22 protein-coding genes and 1 tRNA gene are annotated in these 20,674 nt (G+C 38.4%); 11 read left to right on the top strand and 12 right to left on the bottom strand.

Annotated elements, in window-relative coordinates; all coding sequences use genetic code 11:
- Positions 1-4: 4 nt before the first annotated feature.
- The 9 genes from flgH to H4J50_RS02755 form a co-directional block, all read right to left on the bottom strand.
- Positions 5-712 (bottom strand): flagellar basal body L-ring protein FlgH, encoded by a 708-nt coding sequence (gene flgH, locus H4J50_RS02795; protein ID WP_182254307.1) that lies wholly within the window; start codon positions 710-712, stop codon positions 5-7.
- 16 nt (positions 713-728) lie between these two features.
- Positions 729-1,517, bottom strand: coding sequence for a flagellar basal-body rod protein FlgG (flgG, locus tag H4J50_RS02790; protein WP_182254305.1), 789 nt, complete (start codon positions 1,515-1,517; stop codon positions 729-731).
- 22 nt (positions 1,518-1,539) lie between these two features.
- Entirely contained in the window at positions 1,540-2,283 is a 744-nt protein-coding gene (flgF, locus tag H4J50_RS02785) for a flagellar basal-body rod protein FlgF (RefSeq protein WP_182254304.1), read from the bottom strand.
- 276 nt (positions 2,284-2,559) lie between these two features.
- Positions 2,560-3,933 (bottom strand): flagellar hook protein FlgE, encoded by a 1,374-nt coding sequence (flgE, locus tag H4J50_RS02780; protein WP_182254302.1) that lies wholly within the window; start codon positions 3,931-3,933, stop codon positions 2,560-2,562.
- A gap of 30 nt (positions 3,934-3,963) precedes the next feature.
- Complete coding sequence (locus H4J50_RS02775; RefSeq protein ID WP_182254300.1) at positions 3,964-4,653, bottom strand: flagellar hook assembly protein FlgD; 690 nt, start codon at positions 4,651-4,653, stop codon at positions 3,964-3,966.
- 18 nt (positions 4,654-4,671) lie between these two features.
- Positions 4,672-5,091 (bottom strand): flagellar basal body rod protein FlgC, encoded by a 420-nt coding sequence (gene flgC / locus H4J50_RS02770; protein ID WP_108455068.1) that lies wholly within the window; start codon positions 5,089-5,091, stop codon positions 4,672-4,674.
- A 2-nt stretch (positions 5,092-5,093) separates the two neighbouring features.
- Positions 5,094-5,492 carry a flagellar basal body rod protein FlgB gene (gene flgB / locus H4J50_RS02765; RefSeq protein WP_182254298.1) on the bottom strand — a complete coding sequence of 133 codons (399 nt, stop codon included), beginning with the start codon at positions 5,490-5,492 and terminating at the stop codon, positions 5,094-5,096.
- A gap of 65 nt (positions 5,493-5,557) precedes the next feature.
- Positions 5,558-6,388, bottom strand: a complete 831-nt coding sequence (locus H4J50_RS02760; protein ID WP_182254296.1) for a protein-glutamate O-methyltransferase CheR — start codon at positions 6,386-6,388, stop codon at positions 5,558-5,560.
- 39 nt (positions 6,389-6,427) lie between these two features.
- The gene (locus H4J50_RS02755) at positions 6,428-7,363 is read right to left on the bottom strand and encodes a chemotaxis protein (RefSeq protein ID WP_182254294.1); all 936 of its coding nucleotides are present in this window, start codon (positions 7,361-7,363) and stop codon (positions 6,428-6,430) included.
- A 266-nt stretch (positions 7,364-7,629) separates the two neighbouring features.
- On the opposite strand from H4J50_RS02755, the gene flgA reads away from it, so the two are divergent.
- From flgA to H4J50_RS02740, 3 genes are all read left to right on the top strand, one after another.
- Entirely contained in the window at positions 7,630-8,253 is a 624-nt protein-coding gene (flgA, locus tag H4J50_RS02750) for a flagellar basal body P-ring formation chaperone FlgA (RefSeq protein WP_239059101.1), read from the top strand.
- A 74-nt stretch (positions 8,254-8,327) separates the two neighbouring features.
- Positions 8,328-8,630, top strand: a complete 303-nt coding sequence (flgM, locus tag H4J50_RS02745; RefSeq protein ID WP_108455064.1) for a flagellar biosynthesis anti-sigma factor FlgM — start codon at positions 8,328-8,330, stop codon at positions 8,628-8,630.
- A 25-nt stretch (positions 8,631-8,655) separates the two neighbouring features.
- Positions 8,656-9,087, top strand: coding sequence for a flagella synthesis protein FlgN (locus tag H4J50_RS02740; RefSeq protein WP_239059100.1), 432 nt, complete (start codon positions 8,656-8,658; stop codon positions 9,085-9,087).
- Between the two features lie 38 nt (positions 9,088-9,125).
- Here the strand turns inward: H4J50_RS02740 and H4J50_RS02735 are convergent, their stop codons facing one another.
- Together H4J50_RS02735 and H4J50_RS02730 are read right to left on the bottom strand one after the other, a co-directional pair.
- On the bottom strand, positions 9,126-9,590 hold the full coding sequence (locus tag H4J50_RS02735; RefSeq protein WP_182254292.1) for an LPP20 family lipoprotein: 465 nt from the start codon (positions 9,588-9,590) through the stop codon (positions 9,126-9,128).
- Positions 9,591-9,627: 37 nt separating this feature from the next.
- On the bottom strand, positions 9,628-10,275 hold the full coding sequence (locus H4J50_RS02730) for a FlgO family outer membrane protein (protein WP_108455062.1): 648 nt from the start codon (positions 10,273-10,275) through the stop codon (positions 9,628-9,630).
- Between the two features lie 422 nt (positions 10,276-10,697).
- On the opposite strand from H4J50_RS02730, the gene H4J50_RS02725 reads away from it, so the two are divergent.
- Positions 10,698-11,900, top strand: a complete 1,203-nt coding sequence (locus tag H4J50_RS02725) for a flagella assembly protein FlgT (protein WP_239059099.1) — start codon at positions 10,698-10,700, stop codon at positions 11,898-11,900.
- A gap of 191 nt (positions 11,901-12,091) precedes the next feature.
- A tRNA-Arg gene (locus H4J50_RS02720) sits at positions 12,092-12,167 on the top strand.
- 318 nt (positions 12,168-12,485) lie between these two features.
- Here the strand turns inward: H4J50_RS02720 and H4J50_RS19530 are convergent.
- On the bottom strand, positions 12,486-12,620 hold the full coding sequence (locus tag H4J50_RS19530; RefSeq protein WP_259366141.1) for a hypothetical protein: 135 nt from the start codon (positions 12,618-12,620) through the stop codon (positions 12,486-12,488).
- Positions 12,621-12,989: 369 nt separating this feature from the next.
- On the opposite strand from H4J50_RS19530, the gene tkt reads away from it, so the two are divergent.
- The 6 genes from tkt (at position 12,990) to H4J50_RS02690 (ending at position 20,653) form a co-directional block, all read left to right on the top strand.
- Positions 12,990-14,975 carry a transketolase gene (gene tkt, locus H4J50_RS02715; RefSeq protein ID WP_182254328.1) on the top strand — a complete coding sequence of 662 codons (1,986 nt, stop codon included), beginning with the start codon at positions 12,990-12,992 and terminating at the stop codon, positions 14,973-14,975.
- Between the two features lie 96 nt (positions 14,976-15,071).
- Entirely contained in the window at positions 15,072-16,085 is a 1,014-nt protein-coding gene (epd, locus tag H4J50_RS02710; RefSeq protein WP_182254290.1) for an erythrose-4-phosphate dehydrogenase, read from the top strand.
- A 72-nt stretch (positions 16,086-16,157) separates the two neighbouring features.
- Complete coding sequence (locus H4J50_RS02705) at positions 16,158-17,336, top strand: phosphoglycerate kinase (protein WP_182254288.1); 1,179 nt, start codon at positions 16,158-16,160, stop codon at positions 17,334-17,336.
- Between the two features lie 404 nt (positions 17,337-17,740).
- Complete coding sequence (fba, locus tag H4J50_RS02700) at positions 17,741-18,805, top strand: class II fructose-bisphosphate aldolase (RefSeq protein WP_108455057.1); 1,065 nt, start codon at positions 17,741-17,743, stop codon at positions 18,803-18,805.
- Between the two features lie 248 nt (positions 18,806-19,053).
- Positions 19,054-19,884, top strand: coding sequence for a mechanosensitive ion channel family protein (locus tag H4J50_RS02695; RefSeq protein WP_108455056.1), 831 nt, complete (start codon positions 19,054-19,056; stop codon positions 19,882-19,884).
- Positions 19,874-20,653, top strand: a complete 780-nt coding sequence (locus H4J50_RS02690) for a YdiY family protein (protein ID WP_182254285.1) — start codon at positions 19,874-19,876, stop codon at positions 20,651-20,653. The genes H4J50_RS02695 and H4J50_RS02690 overlap by 11 nt, the downstream gene beginning before the upstream one ends.
- Positions 20,654-20,674: the final 21 nt, after the last annotated feature.

The following is a 20,674-nucleotide window of genomic DNA, read 5'->3' as shown; positions in this document are numbered from 1 at the left end:
CCTACTAAATTGGCCACCATGAACTACTGAAAAACTTAGACAACCAACCTTGTTCTTGAACATCGGCAAAGCTTCCTGTGCCTGCGTACTCAATACGTGCATTGGCAACTTTGCTAGAGGTAACGGTATTACTTGAGCTAATATCTTGTGAACGTACAATGCCGGTTAAGCGAATAAACTCATCACCATTATTTAAAGACATCCATTTTTCACCACGGATCATCAGGTTACCATTTGGCAATACACGTAAAACATGCACAGATATATTACCGGATAAACTGTTACCTTGATTTGCTTTAGAGTCACCTGAAAAGTCTGACGTTTGGTTATAGCCAAATTGTATGGCCTTGTTATCAAAATTTATTGCTGCTCCACCAAAACCCGTAATAGGACTTAGCGACGCATTATTATCTTTGGATAACTCAGTTTTTGCACTTTTTTGTGATTGAGTACTTTCACTCAAAATGACAGAAATAATATCGCCAACTCGATGGGCTTTAGAGTCTGAATAGATGTTATTTACATAATTAACGTTAAAAAGTGAGCCCGTTGGCACTAAAGGTTCATCTTTCATTTCCGGCAAAATAGGTGCAAAGTCAGGATCATTAGGCATTGTTTTTACCTGTTCAATACTGGCACAGCCAGTAAAAAATATGGCGACTATGCACACCGTAAATAAGGTGCTTAATAACGAAGATTTCTTGCCTTTCATGAACCCTTCCTCAACTTTATAATTGCTGATTTATGTAGCTAAGCATTTGGTCAACTGCTGAAATAACTTTCGAGTTCATTTCATAAACGCGCTGACTTTCAATAAGATTAACCAACTCTTCTGTCGTATTAACATTGGACGTTTCTAATGCTCCTTGCACTAATAGGCCATATCCGGCTAAGCCCGGAACACCCTCTTGTGGCGCGCCACTGACTGACGTTTCAACGTATAAATTTTGTCCAATTGGCTCTAAACCTGTTGGGTTAATAAAATTAATGGTATTAATTTGTCCAACTACGGCAGGTTCAGCTTGACCTTGCAAAGTGACCGAAACTTCACCATCTTGTGAAACAATAATGCTTAAAGCATCTTCAGGCACAGTAACTTGCGGTTGTAATAAATAACCTGCGCCCGGCGTAACAATATTACCTTCTTCGTCCATGGTAAATTGGCCGTTGCGTGAATAAGCAGACGAGCCATCTGGCATTAAAATTTCAAACATACCTTCGCCTTGAATCATCAAATCCAATGCATTATCAGTATTTAGCATGTCACCTTGGGTATGAATTTTTTGTGTTGCTACCACTTTGGTACCTGCACCTAACATTAACCCTGACGGCATTTCAGTATCTTGCGCTGAACGACCACCTGGTTGGTTAATATTTTGATAAAGTAAGTCTTCAAATACCGCGCGGCTTTTTTTAAAACCAATAGTACTGGCGTTCGCCAAGTTGTTAGATATAACCGCAATTTCTTTTGTTTGCGCATCTAAGCCTGTTTTACTAATCCATAATGCTGGGTTCATACATCACCTCAAAATATTTTATTTATAACGATCGCAATAATGACGCTGCACTTTCATCAATTTCTTCAGCGGTTTTCATCATTTTCAACTGCATTTCAAATTGACGTTGCAGTGCGATCATATCGGTCATTTCACTAATAGGGTTTACGTTGCTTGATTCTAATGAACCACTCGCTACTTTTATCGTGACATCAGCCGGCTCATTGTTGCCGTCTTTACGACGAAATAAGCCATCACTGCCTTTTTCTAGCAAGCGATTATCTGGGTTAACAAATTTAATTCTGCCGACTTCATCTTGAACAGTACTAGGCGCACCCTCAGGCTGAACCATAATGGTGCCATCAGCAGAAATATTAAGTTTACTAATGGGTAAGGGTAAAAATATTGGCCCACTATCGCCAATCACTAAATCACCTCTTGAGGTTTCTAGTGCGCCGTTGTCATTTAATTTTAATTGGCCATTACGGGTATAGGCTTCACTGCCATCTTTAGTTTGTACCGTTAACCAGCCTTGACCTTGAATAGCGAGGTCAAGATCACGCCCGGTACTCAATAATGCACCACTGTCAAAGTTTTGGCCTGCTCGTTCGATCATTGAAAACACTCGAGTAGGCATACCTTCACCGAAAGCTTGCATTGCTCTAGCATTAGCTAAATCAGCCTTAAAGGCCGTAGTTTTGGCGTTAGCGAGGTTATTAGCATTCACTGATAAGGCTTGCATGTTTTGCTTCGCGCCACTCATGGCGATATACAGCAACTTATCCATAATGAAATTCACCCATAATATTAATCATATTTGATGTGTTGCAAATAAAGTGCCAGAAAATTAAGAAGGGTAATGTTAAAGCCAAAATGAATCGGTTATTTATTGTGCGACTTTATGCTTGTGAAGTTTTTAATGTTGGGAACGGCATGAATGTAGCGTTTTTAAAGATAAAAAAACCAGAAATCAATATTGATTATCTGGTTTTTTATTTTCGGCTAATTAATTGTAATTACAATAAATTAGCGCTGAGTATTATTCAACTATTCGCGGTTAAAACTAACGAATTTGTAGAATAGTTTGGTTTAATTGATTGTCTACCTCAAGTGCACGAGAGTTCGCTTGAAAGTTTCGTTGAGCAGAGATTAAATCAATTAATTCTGAAGTTAAGTTAACGTTAGATTGCTCTAATGCTGAAGAGTTTATCGTACCAAAGGTACCTGAACCACCCTCGCCCGCTAACGCTTCACCAGAAGTAATACTTTCTTTCCATGCAGTGTTACCCACTTGTTTTAAACCTTGTTCATTGGCAAAGTTTACCATGGCAATTCGTGATAATGGCTGTGAAGTTCCATTACTATAGCTTGCTCTTACTAAACCATCAGTACCAATATCAATACCGGTTAATCGACCAACAGCTAAACCATCTTGTTGTAAAGAGGTGACTTCAAAGTTAGAAGCAAACTGTGTTGGTTCATTTGCATTAGGTCCTAGGGGATCTAAATTAAAATCAATTTTGATCGTTTGTGAGGTATCTGCGCCATTGGGTAAATGGTTAGTAAAGTCCTCAGTAATAATGCCACCATTAGCTGCAGTCGGAATTTGAGACTGAAAATCACCTGAGGAATCAAATAGTAACCTAGCACCAATCAAACCAGTTGGCGATAACGGACCTGATACGGTGCCCGCAACAGGGTTAGTTCCTCCGCCTGCCGGGTCGACAAGATTAATAGGTTTTCCATCAACACTAGCAAAAACCATCCACTCATTCGGGTTTACACTCGGATCATCTTTAACAAAGAAATAGGTCATAATATGACTATCACCCAAGGAATCAAATATGGTTACTGATGTTGAATTATTAAATGTTAATGGGTCTTCAGGATCAAAATTACCTGGCGCTGTTGAAATATAAGAATCACCCGCAGGTAAATTCATTCTTATATCAACTTCTGAAGATTTTTGAGGTGCACCTGAAGCCGTTGGTATACGAATAGGCTCAGCCGTACTTAAACTGACTGAAGATGAGGTACCATCGGTATTAACAGGAAAACCCAACAAATACCCGCTTTCTGAGTTAACAATAAAGTTGTCTTGGTTCAATTTAAACTGACCAGCTCGGGTATATGAGGTTTCTAAGCTATTTAACTCAGATACCGTGGCAAAAAATCCGTTGCCGGTAATCGCCAAATCTAACGAGTTATTGGTAAACTTTATGCTACCTTGTGAAAACTGCTGTGCAACTTCTGCCGTCAAAACACCGTTACCTGCTTTAGTTTTACTCGAAGATAGAAGCGATGCCGCATAAACGTCGACGAACTCTGCACGTGATTCTTTAAAGCCAGTAGTGTTTACATTCGCTATGTTGTTGGATGTTACATTCAAATCTTTCTGAGCTGCGTTTAATCCGCTCAACGCTATATTAAATGACATAATTTCACCTCATTATAAAAAACTGATTGCTTAACCTTGAGAAACTTCGACTACGTCCGAAAGTTTCATGGTGCTGCCACCATTAAGGTTTAATAAAATACTTCCGCCGCTTCCGGCCAAAGTGACACTATCTACTTTGCGATAAGTCATCGCTTGCAATTCTGATGTATTACCTTCAACTAAGCCGGCAACACGAAAGCGATATGCCCCTTCAGGTGCAGGCTCGCCATTAGATCCTTTGCCGTCCCAAGTAAAGGTAAATCCACCTGCTGCTACGCTACCTACTGGCACGGTTTGAATAATTTCACCGGCAACGTTTTCAACGTAAATATTGACATTACTTGCCGGTTGGTCGGTCACTAACTTACCTTTTACCGATTGACCTTCTTCCATACCAAAGACGTTGTCTTCAACTAAAACACTGCGACCAACAAGCGATGATGCTTGCAGGGCTTGGCTAGACGACATTGAAGCAGCAAAACTGGTAAATTGATCGTTTAACTTTGTCACTCCATCAGTGGTCGAGAAAGCGGTCATCTGAGATATCATCTCATTGTTTTCAACTGGCTTGGTCGGGTCTTGATTCGACAGTTCTTGAGTAAGTAACGCAAAGAAATCTGCTTGCGTTAACATTCCTCGGTCTTCGTCTGCCTCAGGAGTATTGTTCTCCTGCTGCCAGCGGATGTTATCTAATGGGCTAGAGCCAGATACTGTTTCCATGATAGTTCCTATTTAACCTTAGCGTTGACCAAGTGTTAGCGTTTTAGTTAGCATACTTTTTGCTGACTCCGCTATTTGCACATTGGTTTGATATGAACGAGAAGCAGAAATCATGTTAGTCATTTCTTCAATAACATTTACGTTCGGCTTGTAAATATAACCCTCACCATCGGCCATTGGATGGTCAGGAGCATATTCAATATTAAGCGGCTTGTTACTTTCAACAACACCAAGTACCTGAACACCAACCGACTCATTTTGTCCAGCGGCAGCTTTTTGCATCTCAGCGGCAAAAACTGGGTGGCGTGCACGATATGTTTGATCGATACTACTGCTAACACTATCAGCATTAGCAATATTACTAGCCGTAGTATTTAAGCGGACAGACTGTGCGCTCATACCCGAACCAGATATAGAAAATACATTAAATAGGCTCATTTTTATTGCCCTCCAGTAATTGCTTTTCTCAAGCCTTTTATGCTTCCGTTAAGAAATTGTAGGCTTGCTTGATATTGCATAGAGTTTTCTAGATACAAGTTTCGTTCCACTTGTACATCTACACTGTTACCGTCACCAGTATCTGCTTGATTAGGTACACGAAAACCCACGCCGTTATTGAGTTCCATACGAACATCGAAATGTTTTTCGTTAGTGCGCGTCATGCCGGTTTGTTGCTTTGAGGCTGCTTGCGCTAATGCGGCTTTGAAGTCCATTCCTTTGGCTTTGTAGCCGGGTGTATCGGCATTGGCAATATTGCCGGCAATAAGCTCCGCACGTTGTGCACGTATTTGTAAACTTTGCGGGTAAATGCCAAATGCTTTTTCAAAACTAATAGCCATAAAAAAATACCTCCGTATGAATGAAGGTATTTATTCAAGATTTATGCCAGAGATTTATAGAGAGGTTATTTTTTTTGGTAAACGATGCCAGGATTACAACGGATCATATTAAAATCTTGGCTAATACCTGAAAGCGATTCCGAGGCGCCAAGAAATAAATAACGGTCCTTATTTAACGTACTGTGGATTTGTGAAATTATTTTTGACTTTAACTCAGGAGAGAAGTAAATCAAGACGTTACGGCAGAAAACCAAATCAAAACGCCCCATTAAACTATAACTATTTAATAAGTTAATTTGGCGAAAGCTGACCATGTTTTTAATGAAGTCTTTCACCTTCAGCATACCATTATCACCGGCTTCAAAAAATTGTTTTTTACGCTCTAAAGATAAACCTCGTGAGAGGGCTAAATTATCATAATGAGCATACTTGCAATGTTCTAACATGGTGTTAGAGATATCAGTGCCAATAATTTGAACACCACCAGGAAATGCGCCGGGGTTATTTTGTTGAAATTCATAAACCGCCATAGCAATTGAATAAGGTTCTTGTCCTGATGAGCTTGCCGCTGACCAAATTTTTAATTGTGTTTGTTGGCCTTTAAATTCTGGCAGGATTTTCTTTTTCAAAAGTTCGAAAGGATAGTCGTCACGAAACCATAAGGTTTCATTGGTGGTCATGGCGTCAATAACTGATGCCCGCAGTTGCCGTTTAACCGGATTAAGCGTTTGCGCTACTAAATCAGACAAAGACGCAACATCAAATTTTGCCATCAGTGGTGCTAGGCGACTTTTTACCAAGTACTGTTTACTTTCACCTAAAACAATACCGCATTGCTGCTCTAGAAATATTCTAAACTGATGATAACTTTTATCATCGAGTTGCTTAGTTAACACTAGTTATTATCCACCTTATCTAAAGAATGCAAACAAACATTAAGAAGTTTCATCATGTTTTAACCACTTTTTAACCGCAGTAGCTAACTCGTCAGGATGAAATTTAGGAATAAAATCTTCAGCCCCAACTTTTTCTACCATAGCATTATTAAAAACACCACTGAGTGAGGTGTGTAAAATAACAGGCATATTTTTCATGCGATCATTTTGCTTAATTTCTGCTGTCAGCGTATAACCATCCATTTCCGGCATTTCAATATCAGAAATTAACAAAGCGACTTTTTCGGTGATACTATTTTGACACCCGTCAGCAATTGTTTGTAATTGATCAAGTGCATCTTGACCATTTTTGGCTAACAACATAGTTAAACCTAAAGATTCAAGCGCACGTTTGACTTGGTTGCGCGCCACGGTTGAATCATCGGCGATCATAATGACTCGCTCACCAATTTTTTCGCCCACCGTTGCATCAGCAATACCTTCACTTAACTCTGTTGAAATTGGGTTGATTTCATTGAGGATTTTTTCAACATCAAGAATAGAGACCATTTCGTTGTCAATTTCAGTAACTGCCGTTAGGTAGCTTGATTTTCCTGCCCCTTCTGGCGGTGGCATCATATTTTTCCAACTCACGGTCACAATACGCTCAACACCGGCAACAAGAAAGCCCTGCACGCTGCGATTATATTCAGCAATAATGACAAAGCTATCTTCTGTTTGCTCAATCTCCGGGCCACCAGTAGCTTTACTTAAATCAATAATAGAAATAGTTTGGCCACGAATGTGAGCAACGCCTTTAATAACCTTATCTTGTTTGGGTAATAAAGTCAGTCTAGGACAAGGCATGACTTCACGTACTTTAAAAACATTAATGCCAAAGCGATGCCGCCCATTAAGTTTAAATAGCAACAACTCCAATCGGTTTTGTCCGACTAATTGAGTGCGCTGATTAACTGAGTCTAGTATGCCTGTCATAAGAAACCTCTTTGGTATGCCATTGCAAATATAACAAAGGCACGATTCTTGATTGTACAATCATTAAAACCACTAATGTCTGTGCATAACGTAAATACTTTGACGTTATGTATATTAATTTAAGTTGAGTTGATTTTAGTTAACTAAATTAAGCTTAGACGAGTATTTTTATTTCCCTAGCATTCAAATAAGAAATTATGAGCCAATTAAAGATAATATTAACAATAGCCCTTATATACATAGCCATAGTTAATTCGAGTTCAGCCATGACGTTTGATCGGGAGTATCTCTATAACTTCATCAAAAAACATGTCGAGAATAACGTGAGTTTACCTGCTCAAGGAAAGCTAAATGTCGAAGTATCTGAAATAGATCCTCGCATTTCATTACAATCTTGTGTGTCACCATTAACGGCAAATATACCTGAAAACCATAACGGTAGAAACGTAAATGTTAAAATTGTTTGTTCCGACGAAAATTCTTGGTATTTATATATACCGGTAAAAATTCAAACAATAGTGCCTGTTGTAGTGACACGAATGCGCGTCAGCAAAGGTACTTTACTCAGTCAAAGTAATATAGAACTTATATTTAAAGACTCAGGGCAAATTCGAGGGGCAGTGATGACAGATCCAAGCCTTGCCACTGGTGTGCGCACCAAAAGAAATTTATCTCAAGGTAGCGTTATAACAAATAAAAACACCTGCTTTGTTTGTAAAGATGAGCCTGTGAATATCATTGCTAAGTCAGATAGCTTTGAGATTAAGTCGTTTGGCGTTGCGTTAGACGACGGCAGCTTAGGTGAAATTATATCCGTGCGAAATAAGCAATCTGGACGAATTGTTCAAGGGCAAGTTAGCGCTATTAACCAAGTCGTAATTAATTTATAATAATTGCTTAAGTTTTCTGCTGTTTTGCCGATAAAAGGTTAGAAACCAATAACTGTTGTAAGTAGGATACAATAATGGCTATTAATATCAATAACTTGAGTAACACCAACCAAGTAAAGCAACAAGTTCAAACTAAACAGCAAGTTAGCGAAAATGCAAATACATCGCAACAAGCTAAATTAGCACCGCGCGATTCGGTGTCAATTACCCCACAAGCAAAACAGATGACTGAGTTGCAAAAAAAAGCAGCTGACTCACCAGTGCTAAACCAGAAAAAAATAGCTGAATTAAAAGATGCTATTGCATCTGGTGATTATAAAGTTAACCCAGAAAAACTGGCAGCGAGTATTGCTAACTTTGAATTTGATCTCAACTAACTCGTAAGAAGTAAAGGAGTAATAAGTGTCTGAAAAAATAACACCGCAACAATTGATCTCTCAACAGTTATCTCAGTTGATGCAACTAGAAACGTTATTAAATACAGAGAAAGACGTCCTTCAGAAACAAAACCCTGATGCACTTATTAGTATTACCTCAGATAAAAACAACTTACTGATAGCGATTCAAGAAATTGACAATGCTATAGGACAAAGTTTTGAGTTCAAACAAGAAAAGTTAGCTGGTAATTTCGACACAGAGTTAGCCGATATTGAAGCGTGTTTAGTCCGCTGTAAAAAACAAAACCAAATTAATGGTTTAATCATTCATCAGTCTCAACTCTCAGTTGAACGAATGAAAACCTCTTTATTAGAAAATCATAATAAGTCATCAATGACTTATGATAGCAAAGGAAAAACCTCTGGTGGGCTGAGTAGCCTAGGGTTAAAAGCTTAAGCACTTTTATTTTTAGGTATAAATTTCAGCCACTAATGCTAATAATAAGTGATATGCTTTATCTCTTGACGGTTAGACGATGCATTATAAATTTCATATACATCTTTAAAGTCTAAGCTTAACTCTGTTGTGTAACTGTCACCAACAGGGTAACTTTTTACAACTTTAGCGCCACGAATAATACCTTGTACCGAAGCCTTTAGTAGCTGGTTATCTACCACTAAATTAGACATAGTGGTTTTGCCATCAATACTTTGCCCATAAACTTGTTCAGCAAGCTCGGCATAGGCAGCAATTTTTGATGCTTTCATTGCCATTAACATACGTTGTGTTTTGTGTGTTGAGTTTTGCAAACTAATTGGCGCTTGGCCAATAGCCGTTAATACAGGAAATTGCTCTGGCTTTACATTTTGCCATTCAACATGTCTATCAAACACCGAAGAACATGCGCTCAAAACTATAGCACTTAAAAAAATTGCGATATTATTGCGTAAAGTATTCATATTCACCTTCGATATTGTCATTCTCATCATTGGAGTATTATTTCTGTATAGCAATTGCACGAGCATCATCAGCTAGCATTGCGCTGTCACGTATGATCATGCCATCTTTCATTTTAACATTATCATCATTTTTAAAGTCATCGCCTACAACCCAAGCCGGAATAAAAGACTGAGCAGTTGCAACAACAACACGTGATTGCATACCTATCATCCGAGCATTAACTAAAACCCCTGCTTCTTGTTGCATCATGGTTCCGGTCACTACATAGTCAATTATCTGACGTTCAGGTAATTCTTTCCAATCTCGGCTAAAAACATAGTCACCATCTTCAGTAACTCGAATATGCCCAGTAGTTTTAAAATCAATAACCACTAAGCCATGTCGCTGCATTTCATGAACAAAGCTTTCAGATAGTTGATTACCAAGCCAATTGGTTGATTCTAAATTTTTTAAATCCACAAATGACGCAATGGCAATTGGCGTTTTAGGATTTACAAATGTACTACTTTCCAACATTTGATATGCCAAACCTTTAACTACATCGTTTATTGCATGACGAGGTAACGCAAAGCTGTCAATTTCTTGTTTATCAACGTAATTAGAACCATAAAAATCATTGTTTTTGGTTTTTACAGAACACGCCATAAGTGTCGGTATTAGTAGTGCTATAAGCCAATTTTTCATTGAGCTATCCTCAATTAATACAAATATCATAAAATTAATACAAATAACAAAGCATGATCCGCGCCAATATTTAAATTTAACTTGGCTTCATCAATATTAGATTAAAAACCAAACAGTATATGAATAAAAGATACCAGAGGAATTATTAATAACACTCTACTGATGCCTATTTGCTTACCTAATCGATTACCTAGTAGAACGCCTAAATAAAAGGCAAACCTCTCTGCTTATATTATAGAGTGATACCAAGTTGTGTATTCTGCAATGAATACCACCTAAAACTTTACCCTGTGTTTTAACACTGGGGGACATAAAAATACCACGTTTATCAACTCATATAATAGTGAACTAAATTAGCTAGGTAATAGCTTTACCAACATTGGTTTATATTTAAAGTATTAGTAGGCACAAAAAGTGCATATTTGAATAGAGAAATCGATCCACTATTAAAAGAGATATTTATGCGCTTAAGTTCAATTTGCCTTTGCTTTGCTTTATTCAGTAGTGCCAGTTTTGGACAATGGTATGAATCGCAAGGTGTGGCGAGCATAAAAAATGGTGATAATAAAGCAGCCAAAGCTCAAGCGATGCAAAATGCACTAAAAAAAGCGTTGTTGGTTGCAGGTGCTTCTGTATCAAGTGTACAACAAGTCGTTAACGGCTTACTCACCCAAGATCAAATAAGCATACGAGCCAGTGGCAGTGTTAATTCATTAGCCTTGATCAGTGAAACCTACAACGACGACTTTGTAACAGTTACTATTCGAGCTGATATTTTCCCACAAGAAAAAAAATGTTTTGCCGCTGATTATAAAAAATCGATGTTACTTACTCGTAGTAATATATTGCATCGAGAACAAGCCAATATTGGTAGTATTTATGCACTTGATAAAACATTAATTAAAAAGCTCGCCAGTAAAATACAGCAGCAAGGGATATATCTAGACACTAAGTTAGCGCTGCAAACCAAAACAGAATTTTCACGATACAATCAAAGCTTGCAAGCTCAAAGCTTAAAAAATTTAGCGATGTCGTTAGCTAATATGTCAGACAGCCAATATGTTTTATTTTCAGAAATTCAAGACCTATCTATGGCGGATGATGAAAACAATGATTGGCAATTCTGGCAAAAAAATATTTATCAACGCCAATTTAATATCGCACTCTATGTTCACGATGGCACCACAGGTGAAAGAATTCTAGATAAACATTATCAAAGTTCTGCGCCATGGGATTTTGATAAGCGTAAACATATTGATGTAACTAGCCAAAACTTTTGGCAGAGTGAATATGGCCAACAAATAAACCTGTCTTTAGATGACATGGTGCGAGATATCGACGAAAACATGATGTGTCAGCCAACCCAAGGTCGCATCGTGCAAGTTCAGGGTAATTCAATTACTTTTAACTTAGGCAAAAGACACGGGGTGCAAGTGGGTGATGAGTTCTCTTTACTGCATTTCAATAACTTTGTCAGTGATGATAAACGCACATACACCGGCTTTAATATTAGTCCTTATAAAGTGATTGTTACCTCAGTAAGCCAAGATAGTGCCCATGCAACAACGGCAGCACAACACGTATTAGACAATATACAAATAAATGACTTAGCCGTAAGATATTAAACAATAAGTTAAGAGTTCATTGAAAGGATGAATTCAACTGCTATTAATTAAGCCTCTGTTAGTGTTAATTTTATTTGATTTTTTTGAATACAAATTAATAAAATAGTTGTAGCATACTTGGGCTTTAAATAGCATTTCACTGCTCTGGGCTAGTTAATACTGCGTGGTGATAATCAAACTACTTGCGCTTTGTCCTCATAGTTTAACTGGATAAAACTGTGGCCTCCTAAGCCGCTGCTCCAGGTTCGAGTCCTGGTGGGGACGCCAGTAATTGCTTTTAGTAAGCCTCAATAGATCATTTTAAAACGGTTAATATCGTATTACGGCATCGTTTACCTTCGTTCCTTGATATCCTGTCACCACGACATACCGTACATCCTGTACCGTCGTTCTTTGACGTCCTGTCACCACGACATACCGTACATCCTGTTCCGTCGTTCCTTGACGTCCTGTCACCACGACATACCGTACATCCTGTTCCGTCGTTCCTTGACGTCCTGTCACCACGACATACCGTACATCCTGTACATAAAAAAGCCCCGCTATTGCGAGGCTAGTAGTTATGATGAGCTAATTGATAAGCTCTTAATTATTTTGTTCTATTGTAACTTCCTTGTCGTCTAATGCTGAGCCTGTGCTCAACACTGCTGATACTGCTAATATTAATACCGCTAATATTACCGTAGTCAGCTTAATTCCGCGTGACGACGACCTGTTCATTCTTTAATCCTGTATTATGTTGTATCTTTTTCTAATTTTTATTAATACGACGCATTAACATTAAAGCAACTTGTATAGATATTCAACCAAAAGCTCATTAAATGAACGATTTTAATTTTTTCTTATATAAATGCTAAAGTTTATATCTGTCTACTAACTTCCCTTTCAGTTTGCTCAATCAAATTAATAAGCGATCAAAATCTTATTTCATTCATTAAATCAGGTCATTTCACATTTAAAAGACGATAAATATAACTTAGTTAAAAATAATGCCATAAAAGTGCTAATTAAATTTGCAGTCAAGGGGCACTCTAGGTGAAAATAAGCGCAATTTATATCCCATCAAATTTAACAATAATTGGAGCAATTATGCCGTCGCGTCAACAACTGGCCAATGCAATTCGAGTTTTAAGCATGGATGCCGTGCAAAAAGCTAAATCAGGACACCCTGGAGCCCCAATGGGCATGGCAGATATCGCTGAAGTTTTATGGCGTGACTTTCTAAAGCATAATCCAACAGATACACAATGGGCCGATCGTGACCGCTTTGTTTTATCAAATGGCCACGGTTCAATGCTTATATATTCATTATTGCATTTAACGGGTTATGATCTACCAATTGGTGAGTTGAAAAACTTCCGTCAATTGCATTCAAAAACCCCTGGTCATCCAGAGTATGGTTACACACCAGGTGTTGAAACCACTACGGGCCCACTAGGTGCTGGTGTTTCTAATGCGGTAGGTATGGCAATTGCCGAAAAAACTTTAGCGGCACAATTTAACCGCGAAGGTCACAATATAGTTGATCACCACACTTATGTATTTTTAGGTGATGGTTGTTTAATGGAAGGTATTTCGCATGAAGCCTGTTCATTAGCGGGTACTTTAGGTTTAGGTAAATTAATTGCTTTTTGGGATGACAATGGCATTTCAATTGACGGTAAAGTGGAAGGTTGGTTTACCGACGATACGCCTGCTCGCTTTGCAGCTTACGGTTGGCATGTTATTAGTGACGTAGATGGACACGATAGTGCGGCTATTGCAGCGGCAATAACAGAAGCAAAATCGGTAACAGATAAACCTACCATGATTTGTTGTAAAACGGTCATTGGTTTTGGCTCGCCTAATAAATCAGGCACACACGATTGCCATGGTGCACCATTAGGTGATGATGAAATTGCCGCGACTCGCGAATTTTTAAATTGGCCACACGCGCCATTTGAAATTCCAGCAGATATTTACGCTGACTGGGATCAAAAAGAAAAAGGCACTTCAGAGCAAGCAAGTTGGAATGATAAATTTGCTGCATACCAAGCTGCACATCCAGCATTAGCTGCTGAGTATGAACGCCGTGTTATTAAAGGTGCTTTGCCTGCTGAGTTTGAAGAAAAAGCTAATGCTTATATTTTAGAGTGCCAAGAAAAAGCTGAAAATGTTGCCTCGCGAAAAGCATCACAAAATACTATTGAAGTATTTGGTGCAATGTTACCTGAATTATTAGGTGGCTCAGCCGATTTAGCGGGTTCAAACTTAACGCTTTGGTCTGGTTCAAAAGGTATTCAAGACGATGCTGCTGGTAACTACATTTACTACGGTGTTCGTGAATTTGGTATGAGCGGTATTATGAACGGTATTTCATTGCACGGTGGTTTTATCAACTACGGCGCAACTTTCATGATGTTTATGGAATACGCACGAAATGCTGTACGTATGTCTGCTTTAATGGGCATTCAAAACATTTTTGTTTATACCCATGATTCAATTGGTCAAGGTGAAGATGGTCCAACGCATCAGCCTATCGAGCAATTAACTAACTTACGTACAACGCCAAACATGGTGACATGGCGTCCAGCCGATGCAACCGAGTCAGCAGTTGCATGGAAAAACGCGGTTGAACGCCAAAATGCGCCAACTTCATTAATTTTCTCACGCCAAGGTTTACCTGCGTTGAGTCGTACTAATGCACAAGTTAGTGACATTGCTAAAGGTGGTTACATCTTAAAAGACAGCGTTGGCACACCAGAGATTATTTTAATTGCCACGGGCTCTGAAGTGTCTTTGGCATTGAAAGCCGCTGAAAGCTTAGGTGATAACGTGCGTGTTGTTTCTATGCCATCAACCAATATTTTTGATGCTCAAGACAGTGACTATAAAGAATCTGTATTGCCATCAACAGTGATTAAACGTGTTGCTATTGAAGCGGCTCATACCGATTTTTGGTATAAATACGTTGGGTTAAGTGGCAAAGTTGTTGGTATGACAACATTTGGTGAATCAGCGCCAGGTAATGTGCTTCTTGAGCACTTTGGCTTTAGTGTTGAAAACGTTGTTAAAACGGTAAACAGCTTAAGCTAATCGCTTTTTCTCACCGTTAAACGTTATTGATAGCCAGTTAATATTGTTAACTGGCTATTTCCTTTTCTAGGTTCGTTAGCAATAAGATCCAATAATATGTCAATTAATATTGCAATAAATGGCTTTGGAAGAATCGGCAGAAATGTTGTTCGTGCTTTATATGAAAACGGCAGAACGAACGAATTCAATTTAGTCGCTATTAACGAGTTAGCAGAGCCTGAAGGTATAGCGCATTTATTAAAGTACGATTCTACACACGGGCGTTTTTCATTTTCAGTTCAACAAAGTAATGGCAAATTATTTATTGCGGGTGACGAAATCGCATTAAGTCATGAAGCTGAATTAAGCAACTTGCCATGGCAACAACATAATGTCGATATAGTTATTGACTGTAGCGGACAATATGGCAGCCAAGCCGATGGACAACAACATATTAAACAAGGTGCAAAAAAGGTACTTTTTTCGCATCCAGGTTCACAAGATTTAGACGCTACGATTATTTATGGCATAAATCATCAACTACTTACTCCAGCTGAGAAAGTGGTTTCAAACGGCTCGTGTACCACCAACTGTGTCGTGCCCGTTATTCAGGTTTTAGATAAAGCCTTTGGTGTTGAAAGTGGTGCGATTACTACTATTCATTCTTCAATGCATGACCAACAAGTTATTGATGCTTATCACCCTGATTTACGCCGTTCTCGTGCTGCAAGCCAATCAATCATCCCGGTAGACACTAAGCTAGCCGCTGGTATTGAACGAATACTACCTAAGTTTGCTGGTCGATTTGAAGCCATTGCAGTGCGAGTTCCCACTATCAATGTAACGGCAATGGATCTGAGCTTAAACTTATCGAGCGATGCGACTATTGCTGACATTAACCAAGCAATTATCGACGCTCAACAAAACGGTTTAGCCGGGATTTTAGGTTATACCACTGAGCCACTGGTTTCTATTGACTTTAACCATGATCCGCATTCAAGCATTGTGGATGGTAACCAAACTCGTGTTAGTCACAAACGTTTGGTTAAGTTACTTATTTGGTGTGATAACGAATGGGGATTCGCTAACCGTTTATTAGATACCGCCTATACTATGGCTAAAGTGGGTTAGTTCGATAGCACCCAACCAAGAATTTATTTATCACTTACTTAACAGTTAAACTTCTATCAACAGGAAATAAACATGTCAGTAATTAAAATGACCGATCTAGCATTAAACAATCAACGTGTGCTAATTCGTGAAGACTTAAATGTGCCAATAAAAGATGGCAAAATAACTTCCGATGCTCGTTTAAGAGCTGCATTACCAACTTTGAAGCACGCTTTAGAAGCGGGTGCTAAAGTCATGGTAATGTCACATTTAGGTCGCCCAACTGAAGGCGAATACAATCAAGAGTTTTCATTACAACCGGTTGCCGACTATCTTAGTGCAGCACTAAATGTACCTGTACGTTTAGTTAAAAGTTACCTTGACGGTGTAGATGTTAATATTGGTGAACTAGTTATTTTTGAAAATATTCGCTTCAATTCAGGCGAGCAAAATAATGATGATACTTTGTCTAAAAAGTTAGCATCGTTGTGTGATATTTTTGTCATGGACGCATTTGGCACCGCTCATCGTGCACAAGCAAGTACCCACGGCGTGGCAAAATATGCACCTACGGCTTGTGCTGGCCCATTATTAGCGGGTGAGCTTTCAGCTTTATCAAAAGCCCTTGATAACCCTGCCCGCCCATTAGTGGCTATTGTTGGTGGTTCAAAAGTTTCAACTAAACTTACCGTGCTTGATTCTCTCGCAGGTATTGTCGATCAATTAGTTGTTGGTGGCGGTATTGCTAATACTTTTATTGCTTCGCAAGGTCATAATGTTGGTAAATCATTATTCGAAGCTGACTTAGTTGATGAAGCTAAGCGCTTAACAAAACAAGCCAATGACAATAATGGTTCAATTCCAGTTCCAACGGATGTTGTTGTTGGTCAAGAGTTTTCTGAAACAGCCGTTGCGACGCTGAAAAATGTAAATGACGTTGCCGATGGCGACATGATCTTTGATATAGGTCCAGAAAGCGCTAAAGCGCTAGCAGAAATTATTGCTAATGCTGGCACCGTAGTCTGGAATGGCCCTGTAGGTGTATTTGAATTCGACCAATTCGGTAAAGGTACAGAAGTTATCGCCCGTGCCATTGCAGATAGTAAAGCATTTTCTATTGCAGGTGGTGGTGACACTTTAGCCGCAGTTGATAAATATGATATTGCAGACAAGGTATCTTATATCTCAACCGGTGGTGGCGCTTTTCTTGAATTTTTAGAAGGCAAAAAATTACCTGCAGTAGCTATTTTAGAAGCTCGCGCTAAAAAATAAATTTGCTAAACACAATAGTTACAACGGCAGCGTAGAAATACACTGCCGTTTTTTTATTAACCCCATGTTCCCCGCAAGCATTTTAGGTCAAAATCTACTTTTATCACCAAGCAAAATATTTATCATAAATATATTCTCTAGACTGCCATTAATTTGTAGTAAAATTACATAAATTTATAGCTGTTTAGCAATAAAACCTCTCTTATATCTTCAATATTTCAGTAATAAAAACACAAATATAATAACTGTAAAATAATGCGGTTTATTAACCACAGTAGTGCTATTTTTTCACGTGCAATGCACTAATTTCTTCTGATACAATTACGACATGAAAGCACTAAGTTTCATAATGAAACCTTTTTGAAATCAATTTTATCACCAACAATAATCTCAGGAGTTAATTCATGGCTTTAGTTTCTATGCGCCAAATGTTAGATCATGCCGCCGAAAACGGTTACGGTATTCCAGCTTTTAACGTTAACAATTTGGAGCAGGTTAGAGCAATTATGCTTGCTGCTAACGATACTAATAGCCCAGTAATACTGCAGGGTTCTGCTGGTGCTCGTGCTTATGCTGGTGCACCTTTTTTACGTCATTTAATTTTAGCTGCTATTGAAGAATTCCCTCATATTCCTGTGGTAATGCACCAAGATCACGGTACCTCACCTGGCGTGTGTCAACGCTCTATTCAATTAGGCTTTTCATCAGTTATGATGGACGGTTCACTTATGGATGACGGTAAAACACCTTCAAGCTATGAATACAATGTAGACGTAACTCGTCGCACGGTTGAAATGGCACATGCTTGTGGTGTTTCAGTTGAAGGTGAATTAGGTTGTTTAGGTTCACTTGAAACGGGTGAAGCTGGCGAAGAAGATGGTATTGGCGCGGTTGGAAAATTAACCATGGATCAAATGCTAACTGATCCAGAAGAAGCGGCTGATTTTGTTCAAAAAACACAAGTTGACGCCTTAGCCATTGCTTGTGGTACTTCACATGGTGCTTATAAATTTACTCGCCCACCTACAGGCGATATTCTCGCTATCGATCGTATTAAAGCGATTCATGCTCGTATTCCTAATACGCATTTAGTTATGCATGGTTCTTCTTCTGTGCCGCAAGAATGGTTAGCCGTTATTAATGAATTTGGTGGTAAAATACCTGAAACTTATGGTGTTCCGGTTGAGCAGATTCAAGAAGGTATTAAAAATGGTGTGCGTAAAATTAACATCGACACTGACTTACGCTTAGCCTCAACAGGCGCAGTTCGCCGATTTTTAGCACAAAACCCAAGCGAGTTTGACCCACGTAAATTTCTAAAAGCGTCAACACAAGCAATGTATGATATTTGTAAAGCGCGTTATGAAGCTTTTGGTAGTGTTGGTCATGCTTCAGGTATTAAGCCAATATCTTTAGACAATATGTTTGTGCAATATTCAACGGGTAAATTAGACGCATTAATTAAATAGCATTAATAGCTATTACTAACATGCCTATGTGTTCATAACGGTAACCGTTATATTGAAAATTTAGTCAATGATCCGATGAATCGTATTCATCGGATTTTTTTGTTTTGGCTTGCAATGTAAACTTCTCCTTTCTCCCCAAAACACTCCTTAAAGTAATGTTGAAAATTATGGTGTTTTTTGAACAATGTAATGAAATTTCAATTGATGTTTATTATAATCCCCCATCATAAAATTGCTCAGGGTAAATAATGGACACTATTCAGAACTGGTTTCTAGAAAATCAACAAATGCTAATGGATTTTGCGATAAAATTAGTCGTTGCACTAGCTATCGTATTTATTGGTAAATTTGTTGCAAATTTAGTACGCGATGGCGTTGTAAAAGTTATGCGTCATAGAGGTATGGATGAAACCATTATCTCATTCCTAAGCAGCTTACTTTACGGTATGTTGTTCGTTATTGTTATTATCGCTGCTATTTCTCATTTAGGTTTTAACACTACTTCATTAGTCGCCATAGTCGGTGCAGCTGGCTTAGCAATAGGCTTAGCGCTACAGGGATCACTATCTAATTTTGCCTCAGGTGTTCTGCTTATTATATTAAAGCCATTCAAAAGTGGTGATTTTATCGATGTAGCGGGTGTTTCCGGTATTGTTGAAGAAATTCATGTTTTCTCAACAAAATTAAGAACTGGTGATAACAAAGCGGTCATAATTCCAAATGGTAAAATTACCTCTAGTACGATTACTAACTTTTCAACCAAACCTGAGCGCCGATTAGATTTAGTTATTGGTGTAAGTTACGATGCAGATCTTGCTAAAACTAAAGCGTTACTTACTAAGATAACCAGTGAGCATGAATTAGTCTTAAAAGATAAAGAAGTTGTTATCGGTGTACAAGAACTTGCTGAAAGCTCAGTAAACTTTGTTGTTCGCCCTTGGGTTACCTCTGCCGATTACTGGCCATTACATCGTGATCTGTTACAAAAAATTAAAGTCGCATTAGATGATGCTGGCATTGAAATACCATATCCACAATTATCATTACACGTAAGAAAGGAAGAAACAAATGAGTCATAAGTTAATATCAGCAGCACTTTGTTTTATGCCGTTAGTTGCATTAGCAGAAGAAGCAACCGCACCAAAAGTTAAATCTCCTTATACTGCTTCTGCAGAGCTAGGTATGCTTTTTAAAACAGGTGATACAAACAGTGCAGATGTTAAAGCAGGTTTTGACTTTACTCACGAAGCAGGTGCTTGGAAATCAACAGTAAACTTAGGCTCGTTGGTAAAGAAAAGTGAGGAAGAAGATGAAAATGGCGAAGATCACTTTACTACCAGTGATCAAAAGTGGACTGCAGTCGGCCAAACTAATTATACAATTGACAAGGCAAGTCCAAACTATATCTATGCGAATGCTTCTTATGAAGACGACCGTTTTAGTAGTTTCGACAACCAGAGCTCAATTTCTGCAGGTTGGGGTCGTCGTTGGTATGAAACTGAAAAAACAACACTAGATGCTGATATTGGTCCAGGTTTTAAACGCGATGTTGTCAGTGCAACTGATACTGATCCCGAAGAAATCAATACTGCCTTTATTGTTCAAGCCCAAGCTTTATACACACGTGAAATTAATGAGCACGTTTTATTTAAGCAGTTATTAGTAGCAAAGTATGCTCCAAAAAGTGATGCAAACAGTACTTATAAAGCAAGAACGTCTATTTCTACAAAGTTACTTGAAACACTACAACTTAAATTTAGCTTTACTGTAGATTACAATACTGACGTTGATGAAGATAAAGAAAATGTTAACACTGAAACAGCAATGACTTTAGTTTACAGCTTCTAATTATCTAACTAGAAATTATTT

This window comes from Colwellia sp. 6M3 (assembly GCF_014077595.1).
Classification (GTDB): Bacteria; Pseudomonadota; Gammaproteobacteria; order Enterobacterales; family Alteromonadaceae; genus Cognaticolwellia.
Note: the sequence above shows the minus strand (reverse complement) of the source record. Positions and strands in the feature narration are given on the sequence as shown.

Bases quoted from the DNA above. Each gene is read 5' to 3' on its own strand.
- H4J50_RS02690 (WP_182254285.1), top strand. From the start codon at position 19,874: ATGAGTCATAAGTTAATATCAGCAGCACTTTGTTTTATGCCGTTAGTT.
- H4J50_RS02695 (WP_108455056.1), top strand. From the start codon at position 19,054: ATGGACACTATTCAGAACTGGTTTCTAGAAAATCAACAAATGCTAATG.
- H4J50_RS02730 (WP_108455062.1), bottom strand. From the start codon at position 10,275: ATGAAAAATTGGCTTATAGCACTACTAATACCGACACTTATGGCGTGT.
- flgC (WP_108455068.1), bottom strand. From the start codon at position 5,091: ATGAGCCTATTTAATGTATTTTCTATATCTGGTTCGGGTATGAGCGCA.
- H4J50_RS02775 (WP_182254300.1), bottom strand. From the start codon at position 4,653: ATGGAAACAGTATCTGGCTCTAGCCCATTAGATAACATCCGCTGGCAG.
- tkt (WP_182254328.1), top strand. From the start codon at position 12,990: ATGCCGTCGCGTCAACAACTGGCCAATGCAATTCGAGTTTTAAGCATG.
- flgA (WP_239059101.1), top strand. From the start codon at position 7,630: ATGACGTTTGATCGGGAGTATCTCTATAACTTCATCAAAAAACATGTC.
- H4J50_RS02705 (WP_182254288.1), top strand. From the start codon at position 16,158: ATGTCAGTAATTAAAATGACCGATCTAGCATTAAACAATCAACGTGTG.
- H4J50_RS19530 (WP_259366141.1), bottom strand. From the start codon at position 12,620: ATGAACAGGTCGTCGTCACGCGGAATTAAGCTGACTACGGTAATATTA.
- flgB (WP_182254298.1), bottom strand. From the start codon at position 5,492: ATGGCTATTAGTTTTGAAAAAGCATTTGGCATTTACCCGCAAAGTTTA.
- H4J50_RS02735 (WP_182254292.1), bottom strand. From the start codon at position 9,590: ATGAATACTTTACGCAATAATATCGCAATTTTTTTAAGTGCTATAGTT.
- flgG (WP_182254305.1), bottom strand. From the start codon at position 1,517: ATGAACCCAGCATTATGGATTAGTAAAACAGGCTTAGATGCGCAAACA.
- flgH (WP_182254307.1), bottom strand. From the start codon at position 712: ATGAAAGGCAAGAAATCTTCGTTATTAAGCACCTTATTTACGGTGTGC.
- H4J50_RS02755 (WP_182254294.1), bottom strand. From the start codon at position 7,363: ATGACAGGCATACTAGACTCAGTTAATCAGCGCACTCAATTAGTCGGA.
- fba (WP_108455057.1), top strand. From the start codon at position 17,741: ATGGCTTTAGTTTCTATGCGCCAAATGTTAGATCATGCCGCCGAAAAC.
- flgM (WP_108455064.1), top strand. From the start codon at position 8,328: ATGGCTATTAATATCAATAACTTGAGTAACACCAACCAAGTAAAGCAA.
- epd (WP_182254290.1), top strand. From the start codon at position 15,072: ATGTCAATTAATATTGCAATAAATGGCTTTGGAAGAATCGGCAGAAAT.
- flgE (WP_182254302.1), bottom strand. From the start codon at position 3,933: ATGTCATTTAATATAGCGTTGAGCGGATTAAACGCAGCTCAGAAAGAT.
- flgF (WP_182254304.1), bottom strand. From the start codon at position 2,283: ATGGATAAGTTGCTGTATATCGCCATGAGTGGCGCGAAGCAAAACATG.